The organism is Streptomyces griseus, assembly GCF_900460065.1.
Classification (GTDB): domain Bacteria; phylum Actinomycetota; class Actinomycetes; order Streptomycetales; family Streptomycetaceae; genus Streptomyces; species Streptomyces griseus.
Genome location: NZ_UAVD01000037.1, coordinates 1 through 23,143, shown reverse-complemented (window position 1 = coordinate 23,143; position 23,143 = coordinate 1). Strand labels below are relative to the sequence as shown.

The 23,143-nt window shown below is 73.8% G+C and carries 22 protein-coding genes; 7 read left to right on the top strand and 15 right to left on the bottom strand.

All coding sequences use genetic code 11. The annotated features are described in order from the left end of the window. The first annotated feature begins 1 nt into the window (after nt 1). Nucleotides 2-733 carry an Rv1352/Rv1906c domain-containing protein gene (locus DTB53_RS26625; RefSeq protein WP_042495878.1) on the top strand — a complete coding sequence of 244 codons (732 nt, stop codon included), beginning with the start codon at nt 2-4 and terminating at the stop codon, nt 731-733. Next, nucleotides 730-1,569, top strand: coding sequence for a glycosyltransferase family 2 protein (locus tag DTB53_RS26620; RefSeq protein WP_003965596.1), 840 nt, complete (start codon nt 730-732; stop codon nt 1,567-1,569). Before DTB53_RS26625 ends, DTB53_RS26620 begins: the two co-directional genes overlap by 4 nt. Before the next feature lie 15 nt (nt 1,570-1,584). On the opposite strand, the gene DTB53_RS26615 is transcribed toward DTB53_RS26620, so the two are convergent. Next, on the bottom strand, nt 1,585-2,748 hold the full coding sequence (locus DTB53_RS26615) for a glycosyltransferase (RefSeq protein WP_012378613.1): 1,164 nt from the start codon (nt 2,746-2,748) through the stop codon (nt 1,585-1,587). 109 nt (nt 2,749-2,857) lie between these two features. On the opposite strand from DTB53_RS26615, the gene DTB53_RS26610 reads away from it, so the two are divergent. Further along, nucleotides 2,858-4,390, top strand: a complete 1,533-nt coding sequence (locus tag DTB53_RS26610) for a hypothetical protein (protein WP_012378614.1) — start codon at nt 2,858-2,860, stop codon at nt 4,388-4,390. Here the strand turns inward: DTB53_RS26610 and DTB53_RS26605 are convergent. The 3 genes from DTB53_RS26605 to DTB53_RS26595 are packed head-to-tail and all read right to left on the bottom strand — an operon-like array spanning nt 4,359 to nt 8,541. Beyond that, complete coding sequence (locus DTB53_RS26605) at nt 4,359-5,603, bottom strand: MATE family efflux transporter (RefSeq protein ID WP_012378615.1); 1,245 nt, start codon at nt 5,601-5,603, stop codon at nt 4,359-4,361. The two genes, DTB53_RS26610 and DTB53_RS26605, sit on opposite strands and share 32 nt — an antisense overlap. After that, nucleotides 5,600-7,282, bottom strand: coding sequence for a hypothetical protein (locus DTB53_RS26600; protein ID WP_003965600.1), 1,683 nt, complete (start codon nt 7,280-7,282; stop codon nt 5,600-5,602). The genes DTB53_RS26605 and DTB53_RS26600 overlap by 4 nt, the downstream gene beginning before the upstream one ends. Then, nucleotides 7,279-8,541 carry a glycosyltransferase gene (locus tag DTB53_RS26595; RefSeq protein WP_012378616.1) on the bottom strand — a complete coding sequence of 421 codons (1,263 nt, stop codon included), beginning with the start codon at nt 8,539-8,541 and terminating at the stop codon, nt 7,279-7,281. Before DTB53_RS26595 ends, DTB53_RS26600 begins: the two co-directional genes overlap by 4 nt. A 151-nt stretch (nt 8,542-8,692) precedes the next feature. Between DTB53_RS26595 and DTB53_RS26590 the strand changes: the two genes are divergently transcribed. Further along, a complete protein-coding gene (locus tag DTB53_RS26590) occupies nt 8,693-9,142 on the top strand; it encodes an FAD synthase family protein (protein ID WP_003965602.1) in 450 nt (149 codons plus the stop codon). On the opposite strand, the gene DTB53_RS26585 is transcribed toward DTB53_RS26590, so the two are convergent. From DTB53_RS26585 to DTB53_RS26535, 11 genes are all read right to left on the bottom strand, one after another. Beyond that, nucleotides 9,111-9,851 carry a CDP-alcohol phosphatidyltransferase family protein gene (locus DTB53_RS26585; RefSeq protein ID WP_003965603.1) on the bottom strand — a complete coding sequence of 247 codons (741 nt, stop codon included), beginning with the start codon at nt 9,849-9,851 and terminating at the stop codon, nt 9,111-9,113. The genes DTB53_RS26590 and DTB53_RS26585 overlap by 32 nt on opposite strands. An 88-nt stretch (nt 9,852-9,939) precedes the next feature. After that, nucleotides 9,940-10,485 carry an MOSC domain-containing protein gene (locus tag DTB53_RS26580; RefSeq protein WP_012378618.1) on the bottom strand — a complete coding sequence of 182 codons (546 nt, stop codon included), beginning with the start codon at nt 10,483-10,485 and terminating at the stop codon, nt 9,940-9,942. A gap of 145 nt (nt 10,486-10,630) precedes the next feature. After that, nucleotides 10,631-10,984, bottom strand: a complete 354-nt coding sequence (gene mnhG, locus DTB53_RS26575) for a monovalent cation/H(+) antiporter subunit G (protein ID WP_003965605.1) — start codon at nt 10,982-10,984, stop codon at nt 10,631-10,633. Then, nucleotides 10,981-11,304 (bottom strand): MrpF/PhaF family protein, encoded by a 324-nt coding sequence (locus tag DTB53_RS26570; protein WP_003965606.1) that lies wholly within the window; start codon nt 11,302-11,304, stop codon nt 10,981-10,983. The genes mnhG and DTB53_RS26570 overlap by 4 nt, the downstream gene beginning before the upstream one ends. Further along, on the bottom strand, nt 11,301-11,930 hold the full coding sequence (locus DTB53_RS26565) for a Na+/H+ antiporter subunit E (protein WP_012378619.1): 630 nt from the start codon (nt 11,928-11,930) through the stop codon (nt 11,301-11,303). Before DTB53_RS26565 ends, DTB53_RS26570 begins: the two co-directional genes overlap by 4 nt. After that, nucleotides 11,927-13,579 (bottom strand): Na+/H+ antiporter subunit D, encoded by a 1,653-nt coding sequence (locus DTB53_RS26560; RefSeq protein ID WP_003965608.1) that lies wholly within the window; start codon nt 13,577-13,579, stop codon nt 11,927-11,929. The genes DTB53_RS26565 and DTB53_RS26560 overlap by 4 nt, the downstream gene beginning before the upstream one ends. Beyond that, nucleotides 13,576-14,193 carry a Na(+)/H(+) antiporter subunit C gene (locus DTB53_RS26555; protein ID WP_003965609.1) on the bottom strand — a complete coding sequence of 206 codons (618 nt, stop codon included), beginning with the start codon at nt 14,191-14,193 and terminating at the stop codon, nt 13,576-13,578. The genes DTB53_RS26560 and DTB53_RS26555 overlap by 4 nt, the downstream gene beginning before the upstream one ends. Next, nucleotides 14,190-17,093, bottom strand: a complete 2,904-nt coding sequence (locus DTB53_RS26550) for a Na+/H+ antiporter subunit A (protein ID WP_012378620.1) — start codon at nt 17,091-17,093, stop codon at nt 14,190-14,192. Before DTB53_RS26550 ends, DTB53_RS26555 begins: the two co-directional genes overlap by 4 nt. Before the next feature lie 207 nt (nt 17,094-17,300). Then, complete coding sequence (locus tag DTB53_RS26545) at nt 17,301-17,759, bottom strand: (4Fe-4S)-binding protein (protein WP_012378621.1); 459 nt, start codon at nt 17,757-17,759, stop codon at nt 17,301-17,303. A 76-nt stretch (nt 17,760-17,835) separates the two neighbouring features. After that, on the bottom strand, nt 17,836-18,237 hold the full coding sequence (locus DTB53_RS26540) for a RidA family protein (protein ID WP_003965612.1): 402 nt from the start codon (nt 18,235-18,237) through the stop codon (nt 17,836-17,838). Then, complete coding sequence (locus DTB53_RS26535; protein WP_012378622.1) at nt 18,234-19,451, bottom strand: acyl-CoA dehydrogenase family protein; 1,218 nt, start codon at nt 19,449-19,451, stop codon at nt 18,234-18,236. Before DTB53_RS26535 ends, DTB53_RS26540 begins: the two co-directional genes overlap by 4 nt. Nucleotides 19,452-19,596: 145 nt before the next feature. Here DTB53_RS26535 and DTB53_RS26530 point away from each other — a divergent pair, with 145 nt between their 5' ends. The 3 genes from DTB53_RS26530 to DTB53_RS26520 are packed head-to-tail and all read left to right on the top strand — an operon-like array spanning nt 19,597 to nt 23,002. Further along, the gene (locus DTB53_RS26530; RefSeq protein WP_012378623.1) at nt 19,597-21,285 is read left to right on the top strand and encodes an AMP-binding protein; all 1,689 of its coding nucleotides are present in this window, start codon (nt 19,597-19,599) and stop codon (nt 21,283-21,285) included. Nucleotides 21,286-21,294: 9 nt separating this feature from the next. Further along, nucleotides 21,295-22,116 (top strand): PaaX family transcriptional regulator, encoded by an 822-nt coding sequence (locus DTB53_RS26525; RefSeq protein WP_003965615.1) that lies wholly within the window; start codon nt 21,295-21,297, stop codon nt 22,114-22,116. Nucleotides 22,117-22,171: 55 nt separating this feature from the next. Next, complete coding sequence (locus DTB53_RS26520) at nt 22,172-23,002, top strand: GNAT family N-acetyltransferase (protein ID WP_003965616.1); 831 nt, start codon at nt 22,172-22,174, stop codon at nt 23,000-23,002. The last annotated feature ends 141 nt before the right edge of the window (nt 23,003-23,143 follow it).

The window sequence follows — 23,143 nt, the reverse complement described above, 5'->3', positions numbered from 1 at the left end:
GATGAGGAACCCGTTCCTGGCCGGCGCCGTCGTCGTCATGGCGACGGCGGCGCTGGCCGCCTGCGGCTCGTCCGCCGGCGGGAACGGCCCGGAGGCCGCGGGCGCCCAGCGCCCCGCGGCCTCCGGGCCCGCCGCCCCCGGCCCGTCCGCCGCCACGCCCACCCCGCCCGCCAAGCCCGCCGCCGGGGAGCCCGGGGAACCGGCCGCCGCCGGCCCCGCCGCCCCCGCCACGGGCCGAAAGACACCGTCCGACGAGATCACCCCGGCCACCGGGACGTTCACCGAGAAGCAGCGGGAGTACCTGGCGGACCGGGTGCCGAAGGGCATGGACCCGGCCGCCGTGCTCCAGACCGGCCAGGAGGCGTGCGACAGGCTCCGCTACCTGGTCAAGGCCGACCGGGACACCGCCGTCGGCGCCATCGCGACGGACGAGATCCCGGACGCGGCGGACGCGGTCGCCGGCCTCTGCCCCCGGCACCAGGACCTGGTGGACGAGGCGGCGTACGCCTACCCCGACGGCACGCACACCGGGGACCGGCTCCGGCCAGGCGTCTACCGGTCCGCCTCCCCCACCACGGCCTGCACCTGGCGGATCATCGGAGCCGGCGGCAAGGAGCTGTCCTCGGGCGCGTCCGACACCGGCACGTCACGCACGATCACGATCCCGAAGTCCGCCCGTACGTTCACCTCCACAGGCTGCTACGCCTGGCTGCCCGAAGGAGCCGACGGATGACCGCAGGAAAGCCGAAGCTGCCGATAGCCGTGGCGATCCCCACGAAGAACGAGGGGCTGAACATCGCGGAGGCGGTGAGATCGGTGCTCGGCCACTTCGAGGCCGTCGTGGTGGTGGACTCCCACAGCACCGACGACACCGTCAAGATCGCCGAGGAGTGCGGCGCGGAGGTGGTCACGTACACCTGGGACGGGGGCCACCCGCGCAAGAAGCAGTGGTGCCTGGAGAACGTCCGCACCGATCTGGACTGGATCCTGCTCCTGGACGGCGACGAACGGCTGAGCCCCGGGCTGCTGGCCGAGCTGCGGGCGACCTTCCGGGACCCGGCGGCCCCGAAGCCGGCGGCGTACGACATACCGCTCGGCTACTGGTTCTCGGGGAAGCGGCTGCGGCACGGATACACCATCCGCAAGCGCTCGTTGACCGACCGGACCCGCTGCCACTACCCGGAGGTCGGGGACCTCGACGCCCCGGGCATCGGTGAGGTCGAGGGCCACTACCAGCCGGTCGCGGCGACCGTGGGGACGCTCACCCACCCGATCGAGCACCAGGACCTCGATCCGGTGACCGCCTGGTTCGAGCGGCACAACCGCTACTCGGACTGGGAGGCGTGGCTGGAGCAGCACCCCGAGGTGAAGGAGCAGGTGCGCCAGGTCAAGTCCCGTCAGGGGCAGTTGTTCCACAAGGCGCCGTTCAAGCCGGTGGTGTCCTTCGCCTACATGTACCTCTACAAGCGGGGTTTCCTGGACGGCCGGGCGGGCTTCGACTTCGCGCTGGCGATGAGCTTCTACCGCTGGCAGATCGCCCTCAAGTCCAGGGAACGGCCCATGCGTTGACGAAGAAGGTGGCCATCACCCGCGCCTCCGGCGGACCACGTCCTCATAGGTCCGCCGGAGGGTGGCGGTGACGGCCTCGATGGTGAACTGCTCGTTGACCAGCTCCCAGGCGGCCTTGCCCGCCTGCTCGGCGGCCTCCGGCTCCAGCAGCTCCAGGATCGCGTCGGCGACCTTGCGGGCGTTGGCCGCGTCCTCCCCGACCCGGCTGTCGATGACCCGGCCCGACCCCGCCCCCGCCACATCCGGGGCCTGCCCGCAGGTGCGGGTGATGACGACCGGGGTGCCGACCGACATCGCCTCCAGCACCGAGACCGGGAACGGCTCCTCGATCGCCGGCAGCACATACACGTCGGCCGCGCGGTCGGCGGCGAGGACCTCGTCGTGCTCCAGCGGACCCACGTGGTCCAGGGAGTCGGCCACCCCCAGCTTCCGGGCCAGGGCGAGGGTGCCGGCCAGCGCGCCGGTGTCCGGCCCGGCCAGCACGAACCGGGCGTCCGGGTGACGGACGAGGACGTGCGGCATCGCGGCGACGAAGTCCTCGGGGCGCTTGCGCTTCTGGATCCGGGCCAGGTACAGCACGGTGGGCGGACGGCCCGGCTCGCGGGCGGGCTTGCGCTCCTGCGGGCGCACCCCGTTGACCAGCCGTACGGTGCGGGTGAGCGGGACGGGGGCGGCGACGGCGTTCACATCGACCCGCTCCATCTCGGTGAGGTGCAGGACCGCGTCGGCCTCGCGCAGCACCTTGCGGACCCCGAGCAGGTCGGTGAGCTGGGCCACCTTCTTCTCGGTGGGGTCGATCATGCCGTGGGTCTGGACGACCAGGGGCGTCCGGGTCGCGAGTGCGAGAAGCGCCGCGGGCAGGGTGACCAGGTCCCGCATCAGATGGACGTGTACGAGGTCGGCGCCGCGCATCATGCGGCGCGCGGTGTTCAGCAGTGCGGCGGAGGTGATGCCGCTGACCTCGAACATCGGGAGCAGGTGCCGCGCCTGGAAGAGGTGGACCGGAACTCCCTCGACCTGGCCGGGCAGCTCACCGCCGGGGAAGCCGTCGCCGAGGGCCATGACGCGGGCGTCGTCCCCGGCGGCCCGCTGGACCCTGGACAGGTTGAACGCCACCCGGGTCGGTCCACCGAAGGCGTGATCCGGGGTGTGGAGCGTGACAACGTGCAGGATTTTCACCGGAGTTCCCCTCGACCATGGCTACTTGTTCACAGCGTAGCCATCGGTCTTCCTCATATGGGCCGATTCGTTAGAGTGTCCAGCGGTTCACTGATCCCGGGGGGGGCGCATGACGTCGGTGCACACGTCGGCGCGGAGCGAGGCCGACCGCGTGAACGGGCTACCGGCGGGGCCAAAAGAGCCCGGCGGCCCCCCGGAGCGGCGGATCGCCTGGTCGATGCTGTCGCGGGCGCTGTCCGTGCCGCTCATCCTGGGCCTGGTCTGCTTCCTGCCCGCGGTGATAGCCGCCCAGCCCGGCGGCGGGGTCCGGGACACGGCGTACTGGCTCCAGTTGGTGCTGACGTGCTACGCGGGGGCCCGGCTGGCGACGATGATCCTCTCGACCCGGCGGCGGCTGCTCCAGGGCGTCTTCTGGATGTTCGTGTACATCGCGATGGGCGTGGCGCCGTTCGCCCAGGTGGTGATCGAGCAGACGCCGACGCCGATGGTGGGACCGCGCCAGGACCTGGTGACCGCCATCTCGATGATCCTGGTGGGGTGCGCGGCCTACGACCTGGGGGCGCTGCTGGCCTCCCGCCGTCCGCTGCGCCGCCGGACGCCCTCCGTCCGGGGCTCGGGCGGCGGGCCCGCCCGGGCGCATCCGGTGCGGCTGCGGATCCTGGTGGTGGTGGCGTTCGTGGCGAGCGCGTTCTACGTGCTGAAGCTGGGCGGTCCCGGCGTCTTCTTCTCCAGTCGGCAGGAGATCAACGAGACGGTGGCGGCGAGCGGGGTGGTGGCGGAGGGCTCCAACGTGGGCTCGGCGTTCATCAAGGGCTTCGGCCAGGTCCCGGCGCTGCTGGCGCTGCTGTTCTACACCCGCCGCCTGGCAACCTCCCGCCGCGCCCGGCGCACCCCCTCGACGGTGCTGGTGTGGGTGGCGCTGGCGGCGCTGAACCTGGTGGTGAACAACCCGATTTCCAATGCCCGTTACTGGTTCCTGACGGTGCTGATGGCGTTCGTGTTCACCGCGTTCCCGAGCAGTGCGGCGTTCTACCGCACCGTGCTGACGACGGGGGTGGTGGGGGCGCTGGTGGTGTTCCCGTACGCGGACAGGTTCCGCTACGAGGAGGGGGGCCAGCGGCCCGTCCAGTCGGCTTCGGTCTTCGAGCCGCTGGTGACCAAGGACTACGACCAGATGGTGATGTTCGCCAACACCGTCTCGTGGGTGGACACCCGGGGACACACCTACGGCCGCCAACTGACGGGCTCAGCGCTGTTCTTCGTGCCGCGCGCGCTGTGGAGCGGGAAGCCGGAGGACACCGGGGTGCGGGTCGGGCAGTGGATGGGGCTGCGGATGACGAACCTCTCGGCCCCGCTGTGGACCGAGTTCTGGGTCGATTTCGGCCCGGCGGGGCTGGTCGGCGGGCTGGCGCTGATCGGCTACGCGGCGGCCCGCACCGACCGCAGGTACGCCCTCGCGGTCACCCGGGCGGGGCCGGGGCCGGCGAGTGTGCTGGCGATCGCGGCCCCGCTGATCGCCGGCTACACCTTCATCCTGCTGCGCGGTCCGCTGCTCCAGGCGGTGGGGAAGCTCGCCATCGCGGCGCTGTGCCTGGCGCTGATCACCACGTTCAGGGAGCAGCGGGAAGCGCGTCGGCGCTGACGGGCTCCCGGTGCGCGGGTCCCCGGCGGCGGATCCTGGCCACCCTGATCCAGGTCGCGAGGGCCTTGCCGAGCGAGCCCAGGGCGAGCCCCCAGGCGGCGCCCGGGACGCCCCCGACGACGTAACCGCCCGCGAGGAACGCCACGGCGGTGAGCGAGAAGACGACCTGGATGGAGAGCGTGGTGCGCGGGTCGAGCATGCGCAGGGCGAGCAGCCCGCAGGTGCCGACGGCCATCGCCGCGTACTGGCTGCCGGTGGCGGGGAGCAGGGCGGCGGCCGTGGGCCAGGTGTCGCCCAGCAGTTCGCGTCCGGCGGGGTCGGGCAGCAGGGCGAGCACGGTGGCCCAGAGCGCGGCGGTTCCCGCGAGGACGGCGGCGAGGGCGGCGGTGGCCCGGATCCGGCGGCGCTCGTCGCCGACCCGGCCGAGCAGCGGGGGTCCGAAGGAGGTGGCCGAGGTGTAGAGCACGTTCAGCGGTCCGAACAGGGTGGTCGCCCCGCGCAGCGCGCCGACGAGGAGCGGGTTGCCCACCGCGCCGAGGCCGAGGACCGACAGCTGACCGGTCGCGTTGCCGACGCCGAACTCGACGGTGAAGCGCTGTCCGAGGTGGCCGCGCCGCAGCATCGGCCGGAGCCGCACCGGGGCGCCCGCGGTGGCCCGGTGCACCAGGGCGGCCGACAGGAGCAGGGCGGGCAGGGCGGAGAGGCCCCAGACGGCGATCAGCCGGGCCGGAGAGGCTCCGTAGTCCTGCGCAAAGAGCGCCCCCAGCACGCCGCCGAGCCGCAACAGGTCGGCGAACAGGGCCAGATGGGGTCGCTGGAGGGTGGAGAAGGCGTAGCGCGCGGCGTCCTGCCCCAGCACCACGGGGAGCACGAGGCCGAGCATCATCAGCGCGCGGGCGGTGTCGCCCGGGACGAGGGCGCAGACGGCCGCGAGCAGCGCGCCGAGGCAGGCCGAGGCGAGGAGGGTGAAGGCGACGGCGGACCGGCAGGCGCCCCGGGTCTCCTCCCCCGCGCCGCGCTTGAGGACCAGCGGCTGCCCGGTGTACGCGCCCGAGACGCCGAGGAGCACCGTGAAGACCAGGTAGACCGCGGAGAAGCGGGCGAAGTCGGTGACGGTGGAGAGCCGGGCGGCGGCGAGGAGCACCAGGATGTTGGTGAGCGCCGCCACTCCTTGGTCGGCGACCGAGCAGAGGACGGCGGTGCGGGCTCTCACCTGCGCGCGGCCGGCTGGGTGAAGGTGCGCAGGCCGAGGGTCTCGGTGGGATCCCCGGAGATCTCGGGTGCGTCCGGCTCGGCGGTGCGGCCCGGTCCTCCGCCACCCCGGCGCCGGGTGGGCTTCGCCCGCCGCTCCGTCCGCCCGAGCCGCCGCCGGCCGGGGTGCAGCAGCGCGCCGAGAACGGAGCCCCCGGAGGCGCCGATGATCTCGCGGATGCGTTCCAGGTCGCTGCGGTGCACCGCGCGCGGGTCGCAGACGATCATGACGCCCTCCACCCGGTCGACCAGGGCGACCGCGTCCGCGTAGGACAGGACGGGCGGGGCGAGGACGATGACGACGTTGCCGGCCCGGTCGGCCTCGGCGACGATGCGGCCGACGGGTGGTGAGGTCAGGGCGCGCGGGACGTTGTCGACGGTGGTCCCGGGGATCAGGGCGAAGGCCCCGGACCCGGGGACGTCCACATGGGTGCGACCGCGGGCGGGCCAGCCGCCGCCCTCCTCGGCGGCCCAGCGCGGTGGGCGCACCTCGTGGGAGCCGGAGCCGAGGTCGCGGGCGAGGGAGGGGGTGCGCAGGTCGGCCTCGACGAGCAGGACGTCGCGGCCCATCTCGGCGAAGGCGGCGGCGAGGTTGGCCGCCGCCGCGGCGGCGGCCGTGTTGTCGCCGCGGGGGGCGGTGACCAGCAGCCGGCGGCTCTCGGCGAACGACGGGTCGTAGGCGAGCCGGAAGGCGACGGCGCGGTACTCCTCGGCCAGCCGTGAGGTGCCGCGCCCGATGGCGAGCAGGCGGCCGGCGGCCCCGCGTTCGCGGGGCAGGGTGCCGAGCAGGGGGGCGCCGAGCGAGCGGACCAGTTCCCGGGGGGAGCGTACGGCGGGGTCGAAGACGAGGCGCACCCAGGAGAGCAGCAGTCCGAGGGCGAGGCCGACGACGCCGCCGAGCCCGAGGAGCAGGGGCAGGCCGGGGCCGGCGGGTGATGTGGGGGCGACGGGCTTCTTGTTGAGGTAGCCGGGGGTGGTGTCCAGGGCCTTCAGCTCGGAGATCTTCCGGCTCAGCTCGGAGATGGAGACGATGATGTTGGCGCGGGCGCTGCTGACGTCGTCCTCCGCTCCGGCCTCGATCTGGTCCTCCAGCAGGTCGCGCTTCTCCTCCAGCGGTCCGAGCTGGGCCCGGTAGCCGTCGGACATGTTTTGGATGCTCTCCTCGGTGCGCGCCTTGCGGTGGGCGAGATAGGCCACGGCGAGGGCTTCGGCGCGGGCGCGGGCCTGCTCGGGAGCGGCGGCGGTGTAGGTGAAGCGGAGGGTGAGGGTGTTGGGCGGGTTGGTCACCTGGAGCCCGCTGAGCAGCTTGCGGGCGGTGACGTCGTCGCCCGCCTTGAGCAGGGTCCCGGCGGCCAGGGTGCCCACCGTGTCGCTGACGGCGGTCTGGCGCTCGGAGCCGATGTTGATGCCCTTGTCGGCGGTGGATCCGGCGGCGAAGGGGTCGGAGATCGCGGAGCGGACGAGCACCTCGCCGGTGGCGGTGTAGGTGTCGTCGCCGCCGAGGGCGAGGTAGCCGCCGCCGAGCAGGCCGACGACGACTCCGCAGACGAGCAGGGGCCGGTAGCGCAGGAGTTGGCGGAACTGGTCGCGCAGGAGCGCCGGCTCGTCGTGGTCGTCCGGGGCGCGGTGGTGCGGCGTCATCGGCGGGGGCTCCCTTGCGTGTCCGGCAGGGCCTCGGCGAGCAGGTCGTCGAAGCGGGCGAGGCCCGCCTCCCGGCTCAGGTGGCGGGCGACGTAGCGCGGGCCCTCGGCCCCGAGGGCGTCGGCGGCGGCCGGGTCGGCGGCCAGCTTCCGCAGCGCCTCCAGCAGGGCGGCCGGGTCCTCGGGGGCGACGAGGGCCCCGGCGCCGGAGCGGCGGACCTCGTCGGCGGTGCCGCCCTCGTCGGCGACGGAGGCGATCACGGGGCGTCCGGAGGTGAAGTACGAGGTGAGCTTGGAGGGGACGCTCATGTCGAGGACCGAGGCGCGCTGGGTGACCGCGAGGACGTCGGCGGCGGCGAGGACGTCGGTGAACTCCTCGGCCGACGCGGGTTCCAGGAAGTCCACGTTGGCCAGCCCCTCGGCGCGGGCCCGCAGGGCCTCGCGCTGGTTGCCGTCGCCCATCAGGACGACGCGGACGTCGGGGGCGAGGCGGGCGGTGTCCACCAGGACGTCGAGGCCCTGCTTGAGCCCCATGTTGCCGGAGTGCAGGACGACCGGGGTGCCCTCGGGCCAGCCGAGCCGGGCGCGGGTCGCGGCGCGGTCGGCGGTGGGGCCCTGCACATGGGTCCAGTTGGGGACGAGGCGGATGCGCCCGGGGTCGACGCCGAGAGCGGTGACGCCGGGGACGAAGCTCTCGTGGATGACGCCGACGAGGGCGGCCCCGCGCAGGGCGTACCGCTCGGCGGCAGCGGCGACGGCGGCGGCCCTGTCGCCGCCCCGGATGCCGCTCTGTGCGGCGGCGGCGCCCATCAGGTCCTGGACGACGGGTATGTGGGGGACGCGGTGGCGACGGGCGAGGCGGGCTCCGATGACGCCGCCCGCGAGGCTGGGCATCTGGGAGACCACGGCGTCGGGGCGCCCGGGCGGTGGGGCGAACAGGCCGGTGGCGAGGACGCTCGCCTCGAACGCCGCTCTGCGGAGCGCGGTCTGACGGGGCGGCACATAGTGCCGGCGCCGGTGCACGCCGACGCCGCCGCGTATCTCCACCGTCCTCCATACGTCCCGGTATCCCTCCTCCACCTGCCAGGAGGGGTAGTGCGGCATGCCGGTGAGTGCGCGGACCCGGGCCCCGGACGCCGCCCAGTGCTCGGCCAGTTGCGTGGCGTACGGGCCTATGCCCGTCAGCTCCGGTGCGTAGTTGGTCGAAACCACCAGAAGACGGCGGCCTCGGATCGGACTGGGCCTTGACGCTTCGGACATCGGACGATCGCCTTCCCCCCACGACAGCCGCTGCCCCCATCGGGGAACAGCCCCTGCCGAGCTTATCCGTTCACGGCTTGCACAAGTGTTCTTCACAGTAAGGTCGTTGGAACATCACCGGATCACGTTCACCGTGGGGGGAGAGATACGGATGGTGCAGCACAGGGTGGGTTACGCACCCGGGGTGTACGACCTGTTCCACGTCGGGCACCTCAACATCCTGCGGCACGCCCGCAGCCAGTGCGACTACCTGGTCGCGGGGGTCGTGTCGGACGAGATGGCCGCCCTCGCCAAGGGGCACACGCCGATGATCCCGCTCCGCGAACGACTGGAGATCGTCCGCAGCGTGCGCTTCGTGGACGCCGCGTTCGTGGAGACCGTGCCGGACAAGGTCGAGACCTGGCAGCAGGTCCGGTTCGACGTGATCTTCAAGGGAGACGACTGGAGAGGCACGGACAAGGGGGAGAAGCTGGAGCGCGACTTCGCCGAAGTGGGCGTGGAGGTCGTCTACTTCCCGTACACCGTGCACACGTCGAGCACCCAGCTCCGCCGGGCGCTCGACGTGCTCGTCAACCGGCCCGGAGCGCTTTCAGCTCCCTGAACCACTTGGCGAGGAAGGCCGCCAGGAACACCGCCTGCACCACCGCGAGCACGGCGTACCCGGCGCGGAACGCCCCGGGTGCGCCGAGCAGCAGGAACACCAGGCAGAACACCCCGTAGTCGGCGGGCAGCAGCGCCACGGCCCGGACCCGTGAGACGGGCGCGGCGGCCTCCGGAGCCGCCCAGGACGGGCCCCGGGCACTCGCCGCCGCCTTGCCGAGCTGCTCGCGCAGCAGACCCGCGCAGAAGGTGACCACCGCCGCCAGCTGGAAGCCCAGCGGGAGCAACAGCCATGCCTCGGATGGCAGTTCCCCGAAGCGGTAGAAGGAGATCAGGACGGCGGCGTGGACGAGCAGCAGCTTCCCGCAGTCCACGACATGGTCCAGCCACTCCCCGTCGGGCCCTCCCCCGCCGGTGAGCCGGGCGAGCTGCCCGTCGGCGGAGTCGAAGGCGAAGCCGACCGCGAGGGCCGCCCAGACCAGGACGCCGAGCGTCCAGGACGGCTCGACGAGCGCGACCGAGGCCAGTGCTCCGTAGGTGAACAGTCCGCTGGTCAGCGTGACTTGATTGGGCGTCATGCCCGCCCGGTACGCCCCGGCCGCGAGCACGCGCCCGGTGGGCCGGTTCACGTACCGCGAGTAGAGCGAGACGCCCTTGGCGCTCTTCTGTGCGCCGCGCAATTCGCGCAGCACTGTGCCCGTGCTTCCCATACGCCCCCCAGCGTCCGGCATTGCCCGCATCATGGCATGCCGGACACCGGCCCGTCGGTGCTTTGGCGCGGACGGGGCGGCGCGGGGGTCAGACGCGTTCCAGCGGGCGGTGCGGTCCGGCGGGGAGCTCGACGGCGACCGGGTCGCCGGGGCGGACGACACCGCCCCGGCGGACCACGCTCATGACCCCCGCCCGGCGCACGATCGCGCCCGTCGCGTCCCGGCCGACGACCTGCTTCAGCAGCCCCTCCTGGAAGGCCTCGATCTGGAGGCAGGGGTTGCGCAGGCCGGTGACCTCCACGACCGCGTCGTCGCCGATCCCCAAGCGCGTGCCGACGGGGAGGGCGAGCAGGTCGATGCCCCGGGTGGTGAGGTTCTCGCCCAGCTCCCCGGGGGCCACGGTGAAGCCGGCGTCGGCCAGCTCGGTGAACAGCTCCTCGTGGATCAGGTGGACCTGCCGCAGATTGGGCTGGGTGGGGTCCTGCGCCACCCGGGAACGGTGCTTGACGGTCACCCCGGCGTGGGCGTCCCCCTCGACCCCGAGTCCGGCGAGCAGGGTCACGCTCTCCCGGCTCTCCTTGCCGAACGTGTGCCCGGCGCTGCTGCTGACCGCCGTGACCGTTCCGTACGCCATGGTTCCCTGCCCCCTGCTCGACATGCCCGGTGCGCGATCCCCCTGACACCCTACGCCCGGCGGTGGAGCGGCCCGCGGGGCCCCTCGTCGCCGGGCGGCGGGGCCGTGGTGGCGGCGGTACGCGGCGCATTCGTCCGCCGTCCGCTCACCTGCCGTCGGTGAGCTGCTCGTCGAGTTCGTCGAAAAGCAGCTCGTCGTGGTCGATCTGGCCGGTGCGGTACGCGGACCGGGCCACCAGGTGCGAGGCCACCGGGCCGGTGAGCATCTGGAAGAAGGCGATGAGACCGAGGGTCGCGAGGTCCATGCCGCTGCGCAGCCGCAGGGCGACCCCGGCCAGCACGAGGATCATGCCCAGGGTCTGCGGCTTGGTCGCGGCGTGGCTGCGGGAGAGGACGTCGGGGAGCCGGATCATGCCGATCACCCCGAGCAGGCAGATCGCGGCGCCGATGAGGAGCAGCGCGGCACCGGCCGTGTCGACGATCTGGAGCCAGAGACTCACCGCGGGCCCTCCTGGGCGTCGTCGGGGTGCGGGGGGCGGGGACGGTCGCGTACGGCGATGAAGCGGGCGATGCCCACCGAGCCGGTGAAGCCGAGGAACGCCAGCACCAGCATGATCGGGAAGTAGAACGGGTCCCGGGCGAAGGCGGACTTGGCGGCGAGGCCCGCGATGATCAGGGCGGCGCAGACGTCCAGCGAGATCGCCCGGTCGAGCATGGAGGGACCCCGCCAGATCCGGGCCAGCAGCAGGGCTCCGGCGATCAGGATCAGGACGACGGCGGCGGTGAGCAGGACGCGGTCGACCACTTCGGGTGCGGTCACGGTGCGGGCCTCCCGGCGGCGAGCTGGGGCGGTGGCGGGGGGCCGGCGACCCGGGCGATCTCGTCGGGGGTGCCGAAGGCCCGTACGGTCAGCTCCTCGATCCGCCACACCTGGCGCCGGGCGGCTTCGAGCTCCTCGGGCCGGTCGGCGTCCAGGACGTGCAGGAAGACCGTGGCGGTGGCCCGGCGCACCTCGATGATGGAGCCCCCGGGGACGTTGGAGACGGCGACGGCGGTGGCCGCGAGCATCAGGTCGCTGCGGCAGCGCAGGGGCACCCCGATCACGGCGGCCCGGTGCGGCAGGCCGAAGAAGATCTGCCGGGTGACCTTCACCCCGGAGGTGTACATGTCGTGGAGGAGGTAGACGGCCAGGTGCAGGATGCCCCAGGGGTGGAGCCGTAGCCCCAGGTCGACGCGGGGCAGGGGGAAGGCGAGGCAGACGGCGACCGAGACGACGAGGCCGGTGATGACGTTGGCCCAGGTGAGGGTGGACCAGAGCAGCACCCAGATGAGGGTGAGCCAGGCGATCAGCGGCAGGTCCAGCACGCGTCGGCGGCGGGTGCCGAACTCGGCGCTCAGCGGCGGCAGGTCGGCGTTGCGGAAGGAGAGGCGCAGGATGCGTTTCACCGGCCCAGCACCTCCTGGACGTAGGGGGCCCGCTGGAGCAGTTCGGTGGCCGTGCGATCGGTGAAGGCGGTGAGCGGGTCGGCGAACACCGTGAAGGCGAGGCCGATCGCGATGGTGGCCGCGGTCGCCGCGACCATCGGGCGGGGCAGCCTGCTGGTGGTGATCACGGCCCGTTCGTGCAGGGTCGCGGCAACGGCCCGGCCCGCCGGGCGGTGGACGGGCTCGACGCCCTCGTCGCCGGTGCCGGGGATGCTGTCGGGGCCCGCGTCCGCGTCGTCGTCGCTGTCGTCGCCGGACTCCAGGACCGTGCCCGCGGCGGCCTGGCCGGGCGGGGCGGCCCGCCAGAAGGCCAGGTTCCACACCTTGGCGACGACGTACAGCGTCAGCAGGCTGGTGGCGGCGGAGCCGGCGACGAGCAGCCAGGCCCAGACCCCGCCGTCGGCGACGCCGGCGCGCATCAGTCCGAGCTTGCCGATGAAGCCGGACAGCGGGGGGATGCCGGCGAGGTTCATCGCGGGGACGAAGAACAGCGCGGCCAGCATCGGCGCGGCCCTGGCCAGACCGCCGAGCCGGGTCAGCTCGGTGGTGCCGCCCCGGCGTTCGACGAGTCCCGTGACGAGGAACAGGGTCGTCTGGACGGTGATGTGGTGGGCGACGTACACGATGGCCCCGCCGTACGCCTCACGGGTGGCGAGGCCGATCCCGAAGACCATGTAGCCGATGTGGCTGATCAGCGTGAAGGAGAGCAGCCGCTTCAGGTCGGTCTGGGCGACCGCGCCGAGGATGCCGATGACCATCGAGGCCAGGGCGATGGCCATCAGGAGGTCGCCGAGGCGGTTGCCGGGAAAGAGCAGGGTCTCGGTGCGGAGCATGCAGTAGACGCCCACCTTGGTGAGCAGTCCGGCGAAGACGGCGGTCACGGGGGCCGGGGCGGTCGGGTAGGAGTCGGGGAGCCAGGCGGCGAGCGGGAAGACGGCCGCCTTGATCGCGAAGACGGTCAGCAGCAGCGCCTGGATCAGCGTCTGTACGCCGATGGGGAGGTCGGCCAGCCGCCCCGCGAGCTGGCCGAAGTTGGCGGTGCCGGCGGCCGCGTAGGTCATGGCGATGGCGGTCAGGAACAGCATGGAGGAGAACAGCGAGATGATCACGTAGGTGGAGCCCGCCCGCATCCGGGGTCCGGTGCCGCCGAGGGTGAGCAGGACGAAGCTGGCGACCAGCATGATCTCGAAGCCGACGTAGAGGTTGACGAGGTCGCCGGCGAGGAAGGTGCAGGAGACCCCGGCGACGAGGATCAGGTAGGCGGGGTGGAAGACGGCGAGCGGGGTCTCCTTGTCCCGGTCGGTCATGCCCTGGCCGAGGGAGTAGACCAGCACGCAGAGCGTGACGGCCGAGGAGACCGTGAGCATCAGCCCGGACAGCCGGTCGGCGACCAGGGTGATGCCGAGCGGCGGGGCGAAGTCGCCGAGGTGGACGGAGAGCGGGCCCTGCCGGTCGGCGGCGATCATGAGGATCACCGAGAGCGCGAGGACGGCGGTGAGCACGGCGACGCTGATGAAGCGCTGGAAGCGCGCCATGCGGGTGCCGAACGCGAGGCTGAGGCCGGTGGCGCACAGGGGCAGCAGCACGGGCAGGGGGACGAGCGCGTTCATCCGTCGGCTCCTCGGTCGCGGGGGTAGCGGTCGTCCGCCTTGGCGTCGCCGTCGCGTGCGTAGTCCTCCGGGTCCGCGCCCAGCACGTCGTTCCAGAGGTTGCCGGAGGCGTCGCGGCCCCGGGCCTGGCGGGCGCGGTCGGCGCGGAGCCGGTCGCGCAGGCGGCGGCGCTCCTCCCGGTAGCGTTCGCGCTCCTCGGCGGTGGGTTCGGCGCCGGACCGGAACTGTTCACGCAACTGGGCTCGCTCGCCGAGGACTTCGGCGCGCAGCACGATGCGCCGGTCCTCCAGGTCGTCGTGGACCTCGTCCGTGCCGGTGATCTGGTGGCTGCGGTAGGCCATGGCCAGCAGGAACGCGGTGGTGGCCAGGGTGATGACGATCGCGGTCAGCGCGATGGCCTGGGGCAGCGGGTCGGTGACCCGGCTCAGGGACACCCCGTAGAGCAGGGGCGCGGCGCCGGCCCGGCCGGTGGAGGAGAGGACCAGCAGGTTGATGCCGTTGCCGAGGATGACGGCGCCGAGCAGGATGCGGGTCAGCGGGCGGGTCAGCATGAGGATGCCGCCGACGGCGCAGAGCACGACGGCGGTGGCGATGAGCGAGGCACTGACGATCATCGGGGGATCCCTCCCGCCTCGGGGCCGCCTTCGGGGGTCAGGACGCCGGCCGCCCGTTCGATCTGCCGGTCGATCTTGGCGCCGAGGGCCCGCACGATGTCCAGGACGACGCCGAGGACCAGCAGGTAGACGCCGAAGTCGAAGAGGACCGAGGTGCTCAGGTGGTACGAGCCGAAGACCGGCAGGTGTCCGTAGTACGTGAAGGCGTGCAGGACGGTGCCGTCGATCAGGCCGACGAGGCCCACGCCGGTGGAGATGAAGAGGCCGAGGCCGGTGAAGAGTCCCGGTTGCAGGGGGGCGGCCTCGGCGAGTTCGAAGCGGCCGCCCGCCAGGTAGCGGGTGATCAGGGCGAGTCCGGCGACGAGTCCGGCGACGAACCCGCCGCCGGGCAGGCTCTCGGCGCAGAACAGCAGGTAGACCGAGAGCACGAGGATCGGGTGGAACAGCAGCCGGGCCACCACTTCGAAGACGATCGAGCGGTGCTCGGGGGCGAGGGTGGCTCCGGCGGCCAGCCAGCCGCGTTCGGGGGCCACGTCGTCGCCCTGCGGCAGCCGGGAGGAGCGGTGGGCCGACAGGGACCAGGCGGTGCGCCCCCGCAACTCCTCCTGGGCCATGGTGCCCTCGCTGCGGCGGTGCAGGTAGATGAGGCTGGTGACGCCGATCGCGGCGGCGGCGAGCACGGCGGACTCCCCCATCGTGTCCCAGGCGCGCAGGTCGACGAGGATGGTGGCCACGACGTCCTTGAGCCCGTGGTCGGCGACCTCCCGGACCATGGCGGCGCCGGCCGGCTCGGCGGTGCGCGCGGCGGCGGCGACCCACACGCCGACGCCGATGGTGGCGGCAGCCGCGAGGGCCATCGGGATGCGGGCGGCCCGCCGCCAGGTGCTCACGGTCTCCTGGAAGTGGACGGGCATCCGGCGCAGTACCAGCACGAAGACGATCATCGAGACGGTCTCGACGCAGAACTGGGTGAGCGCCAGGTCGGGCGCCCCCTGGACGACGAACAGCAGGGCGGCGCCGTAGCCGGTGAGGCCGGCCAGGACGACGGCCTTCATGCGCCGGCGCACCGTCAGGCAGAGGAGGGCGGCGGCGCAGGTCAGGGCGGCGACCGCGCCCTGGAGCGGGTTGTCCCAGAGCCGGGGGCGCACGGCCCCGTTCCAGGGGGTGTCGACGACGAGGACGGCGAACTGTCCGGCGAGCATGACGAGGAGGGTGGTGGCGAGGTACACGGAGAGGGAGCCGCGCTGGATGAAGCCGGTGACCTGGAGGGCGAGACGTTCCTGCCCGAGCAGCAGGTGGCCGAAGACGCTGTCGGCGGTGGGCCAGGCGATCCGGCGGGAGAGCCGGGTGACCTGCGCTCGGCACAGGAAGATCACGGCGCCCGCGGCCCAGGCGAGGGCCGACAGCAGCAGCGCGGTGCCGAAGCCGTGCCAGAGGGCCAGGTGGTACGGCTTCCCCTCGGCCGGGAACGTGTCGGCGTAGGCGCCCAGCAGCCGGTCGGTCCAGCCGACGCCGGGGCCGAGGACCAGGCCGAGGACGGCGAGCAGGGCGGGCGGTGCGAGGAAGGCCCACCCGACGCGGTGGACGGGGGTGTCGGGGACGCCGGGCTTGCGGGCGAAGGCGCCCCAGACGAAGCGCAGGGTGTACGCGGTGGTCAGCGCGGAGCCGGCGACGGTGACGGCCAGTGCCCAGCGGTCGGCGGCGGAGCCGTGCAGCAGCGCCTCGAACGCGGCCTCCTTCGAGGCGAAGCCGAGCAGCGGCGGAAGGGCGGCCATGGAGGCGGCGGCGAGTACGGCGACGCCGGCGACATACGGCAGGGAACGCCCGACGCCCGAGAGTTTCCGCAGGTCACGTGTGCCGGCGGCGTGGTCGACGATGCCGGTGACGAGGAACAGCGGGGCCTTGAAGAGGGCGTGGGCGAGGATCATCGCGACGGCGGCGAGGGCGGCGTCGCGGTTGCCGGTCCCGGCGAGCAGGGTGAGGAAGCCGAGCTGGCTGACGGTCCCGTAGGCGAGGACGAGCTTGAGGTCGTTCAGGCGCAGCGCCCGCCAGCCGCCGAGCAGCATGGTCGCGCCGCCGAGGACGAGCACGACGGGTTTCCAGACGGGGACGTCGGCGAAGGCGGGGGCGAGCCGGGCGACCAGGTAGACGCCGGCCTTGACCATCGCGGCGGCGTGCAGGTAGGCGCTGACCGGGGTCGGCGCGGCCATGGCGTTCGGCAGCCACATCGAGAACGGCCAGATCGCGGACTTCGACAGGGCCCCGCACAGCACGAGGACGATGGCGACGGACACCGCGAGCGTCGCCTCGGGCGGATCGGCGACGATCGCGGAGATCCGGTAGGTGCCCGCGGCCTGACCGAGGATCAGGAAGCCGACGAGCATGGCGAGGCCGCCGAGGGTGGTGACGACGAGGGCCTGGAGGGCGGAGCGGCGGCTGTGCCGGTGTTCGCTGCCGTGGCCGATCAGCAGGTAGGAGAAGACCGTGGTCAGTTCCCAGAACACGTAGAGCGTGATCAGGTCGTCGGCGAGGACGAGGGCGAGCATGGTGCCCGCGAAGGCGAGCAGGTTGCCGGCGAAGCGGCCCAGTTGCGGGGTGTCGTCGGTGAAGTAGGAGGCGCAGTAGAGCAGGACGAGCGCGCCGACCCCGGCGGCGAGCAGCACCATCAGTTCGGCCAGCGCGTCCAGGCGCAGGTCGAGGGCGACGCCGTAGTCCGGGATCCACTCCCAGGACCAGGTGTCCGCGCCTCCGGACGCGGCGGTGTTCCAGCGGGTGAGGGCCCAGACGGTGGCCGCCGCCGGGGGCAGCGCCAGCACGACGAAGGCCCGCCGGCCGAGCCGGTGCACCAGCGGGCCCGCGCAGGCCGCGAGGGCGAAGTGGGCGACGATGAGCGCGATCACCGAGGGGTGTCCGGTTCGGGCGGCGGGGCATCCGGAAGAAAGAGCACTAAATACAGATATATCCCCCAGGGCGATTCACCCGTCCGGCGCGCCGCACACCTCCCGGCCGCTGTGCCCGGGAGCCCCGTTCCGCGGCCCGCCGCGAGCCCGCCGCGGGGGCGTCCGGGGGCGCCGGGGGTGCGGCGCCCGTCGCGCGCGGGGCCGGTCTCAGCCGTGTCCGGCGCAGGGCCCGCTGTGGTCGCAGTACGGGGTGTTGCCGGTGGCGCCGCAGCCGCAGAGCATCACCCGGGTCTCGTGGCGTGGACCGTGGGGGGTGGCGACTTCGAGGTTCCCGCGCAGGTGCAGCACTCCGTCGCCGTGGAGCGACACATGGGTGGGGACGTCGGGGACCTCGTCGGGCATGCCGTCGGTGCGGTGGTACTGGAGGGCGCCGCTCGGGCAGCGGTGGACGACGTCGGCGATCTCGTCGGCGGGGGCGTTGTCCGGCTGGATCCACGGGCGGCGGCCGACGTCGAAGACGGCGGGGAGCCCGCGCACGCACTCGGCGGCGTGCAGGCAGCGGTGCGCGTCGAAGCCGACGACGATGCCCTCGCCGTCGTAGGACCTGGCGGCGGGGCGCTGGGGCGGCTGACTGGTCACCGCTGACTCTCCTGGTCGGCTCGGCATCCGGATCCCCTCAGCCTCGCCCCGCCGCCCTCCCGCCGCTACTCGGAGGCCCGGCCCGGGCACGCGGAGGCCCGGCTCACGGCAGGACCGCGACCCCGTCGATCTCGATCATCGCCTGCTCGTCCCAGAGCCGGGCCACCCCGATGACGGCCATCGCCGGGTAGTCGCGCCCCGCGAGCCGGCGCCAGATCCGGCCCAGCTCGGGGGCGTGGAAGCGGTAGTCGGCGATGTCCGTGGCGTAGACGGTGACCCGGGCGAGGTCGGCGGGGGCGCCGCCGGCCGCGTGGAGCGCGGTGAGCAGATTGCCCAGGGCGACGGCGAACTGTTCGGGCAGGGTGGCCCCGACGACCTTTCCGGCCGGGTCGAGTGCGGTCTGCCCGGCGAGGAAGACCAGGTGGCCGCCGGTGGCGACGACCGCGTGGCTGAAGCCGGTGGGCGGGGAGAGTTCGGCCGGGTTGATCCGGTGGGACGGACTCATGCGGGCGGCTCCTGGGTGAGGCCCGCGGGCTCCACGGGCGGCTGGGCGGCGGGCGGCCGGGCGTCGGGCCGCGGGGCCGCGGCGGGCTCGGCGCGGGGGGCGTCGTTCGCGTACAGCTCCTTGGCGATGATGGTGCGCTGCACCTCGCTCGCGCCCTCGTAGATCCGCGGCGCGCGGACCTCGCGGTAGAGGTGTTCGAGCAGATGGCCCCGGCGCAGGGCGCGGGCCCCGTGCAGTTGGACGGCGGCGTCGACGACGTACTGGGCGGTCTCGGTGGCGTACAGCTTGGCCATCGCCGCCCGGCGCGGCACCCCGCTCTCCCCCGCGTCGTACGCGGCCGCCGCCGCGTACACCAGCAGGCGGGCGGCCTCGGTGCGGGTGGCCATCTCGGCGACCTGGTGCGAGACGGCCTGGAGGTCGCTCAGCGGGCCGCCGAACGCCGTGCGGTGGGCGGTGTGGTCCAGGGTCGCGTCGAGCGCGGCACGGGCCATTCCCACGGCGAACGCTCCGACGCTGGGGCGGAAGAGGTTGAGCGTGTTCATCGCGACCCGAAAGCCCCGGTCGGGCTCGCCGAGGACGTCGTCGGCGGTGACCGGTACGCCGTCGAACTCCAGGGTGCCGATGGGGTGCGGGGAGAGCATGTCGAGGGCGGAGCCGGTGAGTCCGGGGCGGTCGGACGGGACCAGGAAGGCGGTGATGCCGCGGGAGCCCGCCCCGGGGGTGGTCCGGGCGAACACCACGGCGACGTCGGCCTCGGGGGCGTTGGAGATCCAGCACTTCTCGCCGGTGAGCCGCCAGCCGTCGGCGGTGTGCTCGGCGGCCAGGCTCAGGGCCGCCGCGTCGGAGCCCGCGCCCGGCTCGCTCAGCGCGAAGGCGGCGACGGCCCGCCCGGCGCGCACCTCGGGGAGCCAGCGCTCGCGGTGGGCGGCGGTGCCGGACCGGACGATCGGGGTGGTGCCGAGGCCCTGGAGGGCGAGGGCGGTCTCGGCCTCGGTGCAGCCCCGGGCCAGCGACTCGCGCAGCAGGCAGAGGTCCAGCGCCCCGGAGGCCAGCATCCGGCCGAGGAGGCCCAGCTCGCCGAGTGCGGCCAGCAGCGGGCGGTTGACCCGCCCGGGCTCCCCCTCCTCCGCCAGCGGGCGCAGTTCCTGTGCGGCAAGGGTACGGAGCTCCTCGCACCAGGCGGTTTGTTCCGGTTCGAGGGAGAATGCCGTCATGGCGGCGCCTCTCTTGTCGCGTCGTGTCGCGTGCTCCGTCGCGCCGGGTGGCATCGCGTCGCATCGCACGCCGTGGCTTATCGCGGACCGTTGACTACCGTCACCCAAACGATACGCTCCAGAGGCGACAAGGGGGCGATCCTTCATGGAGCCGAATTCCTCGCCGAACACGCCCGCAGCCGCCGCCGACGCGTCCGTACGCGTCCCCGGCGCGCCTCACGAGCCGACCGGGCGCGCCCCGGGCGCCCACACCGACACCTTCGCGCGCGACCACCTCCCCCCGCCGGAACAGTGGCCCGAGCTCCTGCTGGACGATCCGGCGTTGCGCTACCCCGACCGGCTGAACTGCGGGCACGAACTGCTGGACCGGACCGTCGAGGAGCACGGCGCCGACCGTCCCGCCCTGCGCTCCGGCGACGGCGGCGTCTGGAGCTACGGCGAACTGCGGGAGACGGTGGACCGCGTCGCCCGGGTGCTCACCGACGACCTGGGCGTCGTGCCGGGCAACCGGGTGCTGCTGCGCGGGCCGACGACGCCCTGGCTGGCCGCCTGCTGGCTCGCCGTCATGAAGGCGGGCGCGGTCGCCGTCACCGTACTGGCACAGGCGCGCGCGACGGAGCTGGCCACCATCTGCTCGCTGGCGCGGATCGGCCACGCCCTGTGTGACGCCCGGTCGGCACGGGACCTGGCGGAGGCGGACGTGGCGGGCCTGCGGGTCACCCTGTTCGGCGGGGACGGGCCCGGGGACCTGACCCGGCTGGCCGAGGCCAGGAGCGGGCCGTACCGGGCAGTGGACACGGCCGCCGACGAGGTCGCGCTCATCGCGTTCACCTCGGGGACGACCGGGCGCCCCAAGGGCTGCATGCACCTGCACCGGGACCTCCTGGCCATCGCCGACACCTTCTCCCGCCACGTACTGCGCCCCTCGGCCGACGACGTGTTCGCGGGCAGTCCGCCGCTGGGCTTCACCTTCGGCCTGGGCGGGCTGCTGGTCTTCCCGCTGCGCGCCGGGGCCTCGACGCTGCTGCTGGAGCAGGCGGGCCCGCGGCAGCTGCTGCCCGCCCTGGTCCGGCACCGGGTCTCGGTGCTGTTCACCGCGCCGACGGCCTACCGCACGATGCTCGGCGACCTGGACGGCCACGACCTGTCGGCGCTGCGGCGCTGCGTCTCGGCCGGGGAGAACCTGCCGGAGGCGACCTGGCGTGCCTGGCACGAGGCCACGGGGCTCCGGATCATCAACGGCATCGGGGCCACCGAACTGCTGCACATCTTCATCTCGGCCGCCGACGACGCGATCCGGCCGGGCACGACGGGGGTGCCCGTGCCGGGGTGGCAGGCCCGGGTGGTCGACGAGCGCGGGGACGAACTGCCCGACGGCGAGGCGGGACTGCTGGCCGTGCGCGGTCCGGTCGGCTGCCGCTATCTCTCCGACCCGCGCCAGACCGAGTACGTCCGCCACGGCTGGAACATGACCGGCGACACCTTCGTCCGCGAACCGGACGGCTACTTCCGCTACGTGGCCCGCGCCGACGACATGATCATCTCCTCCGGCTACAACATCGCGGGCCCCGAGGTCGAGGACGCCCTGCTGCGCCATCCGGAGGTCGCGGAGGCCGCCGTGGTGGGCCGGGCGGACGAACTGCGCGGCGAGATCGTGGTGGCGCACGTGGTGCTCACGGAAGGTTCGGAGCAGACCGCGGACTCGCTGCGCGCCCATATGAAGGCCGCTCTGGCCCCGCACAAGTGCCCGCGGGTCTTCGTCTTCCAGCCGTCCCTGCCCCGTACGGCCACCGGGAAACTCCAGCGGTTCCTGCTGCGGGACCAGCGCCCCTAGAGTGATCACGTGGCCGAGTTGCGCACCCCCCGTTCCCTGATCGTCACGCTCTACGGCGCCTACGGCCGCCCGCCGGACGGTGCGCCGTTCGCGGTGTCGGAGCTGATCCGTCTGCTGCACGCCGTCGGCGTCGACGCCCCCTCCGTACGCTCGTGCGTCTCGCGGCTGAAGCGGCGCGGGCTGCTGGTGGCCGCCCGTGCCGCGGACGGTTCGGCGGGGTACGCGCTGTCACCGGACGCCCGGCAACTGCTGGACGACGGGGACCGGCGGATCTACCGGCGGCGCGGGCCACGGCTCTCCGACGGCTGGGTGCTCGCGGTGTTCTCCGTTCCCGAGGCGGAGCGCAACAAGCGCCATCTGCTGCGCTCCCGGCTGGCCCGGCTCGGCTTCGGCACGGCCGCGCCCGGGGTGTGGATCGCGCCGGCCGGGCTGTACGAGGAGACGCGGCACACCCTTCAGCGGCTGGGACTCGCCCCGTACGTGGACCTGTTCCGCGGCGAGCACCTCGGTTTCGCCGCCACCCGCGAGGCCGTGGCCCGTTGGTGGGACCTGGCGGCGGTGGCGCGGCTGCACCACGAGTTCCTGGAGCTCCACGAGCCGGTCCTGCGGGACTGGGAGGCCTCCGGGGACGCCGACGAGGCGCCCCGCCCGCAGACCGCCTACCGGGACTACCTGCTGGCCCTGGACTCATGGCGGCAACTCCCCTACGCGGACCCGGGTCTGCCGCCGGAGCTGCTGCCCGGGGACTGGCCGGGCGGCCGGTCGGCGGAGGTGTTCGACCGGCTGCACGAGCGGCTGCGGGACGCCGGGGAGCGCTACGTGCGACCGTGACCCCGGCGGGCGAAATCCAGGTGCCCCGGGCCGGGGCCCCCGGGCACGATGAGGCATGACCTGGACCTTCACGGACGACGTCGCCACGTTCCTCGCGGCGGCCGGCGCGTCGCTCGCCGCACGGCCCGTCGAGCACACGGTGGCGCTCACCGTCACCGAACGGCTGAGGCATGCGGGCCCGCACCACTACGGCGGGGGCGACCCGGTGCTCGGCTGGTGGCGCGGGCCGGACGGGGCGGTGGCGGGGACCCTGGTGCGGACTCCGCCGCATCCGGCGCTGCTGAACTCGCTGCCGGCCGGGGCGGTGGGCCCGCTGGCCGAAGCCCTGGGGGCGGGGCCGGACCTGGACGCGGTCAACGCGGACCGGGACACCGCGGCGCTGCTGGCCGCCCGGCTCCCCGGCTACCGGACCGAGCAGGAGCAGCGGCTCTACCGGCTGGGACCGCGCCGGCCGCCCTCCCCCGCCCCGGAGGGCCGGGCCAGAGCGGCGACGCCGGCCGACCGGGCGCTGCTCGTGGAGTGGGTGCGCGGGTTCGCCGACGCGACCGGGCAGTCGAAGTCCTCGGCCGCGTGGCTGGTGGACGAGGGCACGGCACGCGGGGCGCTCACCCTCTGGGAGTGCGGCGGGGCTCCGGTGGCGCTCGCGGGCCGCTCCCGGATGCTGGCGGGCACGGTGCGGGTGACCCTCGTGTACACCCCGGCGGAGCTTCGCGGCCGGGGGTACGGGGCCGCCGTGACGGACGAGGCCGGCCGGGCGGCCCTGGGCGCGGGGGCCGCGGAGGTCGTGCTGTTCACCGACCTCGCCAACCCGACGAGCAACGGGGTGTATCTGCGCATCGGCTACGAACCGGTGTCGGACCGCGTGCAGGTGAGGAGGAACCCGTGAGTTCGCAACCCGTGGGTTCACAGCCCGTGGCGGCCGGGTCCCTGGCCGAGGAGGAGTCGGCCGGGCAGTCCGCGGCCGGCCCCGTGACCGAGGAGCCCGTGGCGGCGGAGCCGCTGTGGCTCGTCGCCGCCAATGTGGTGC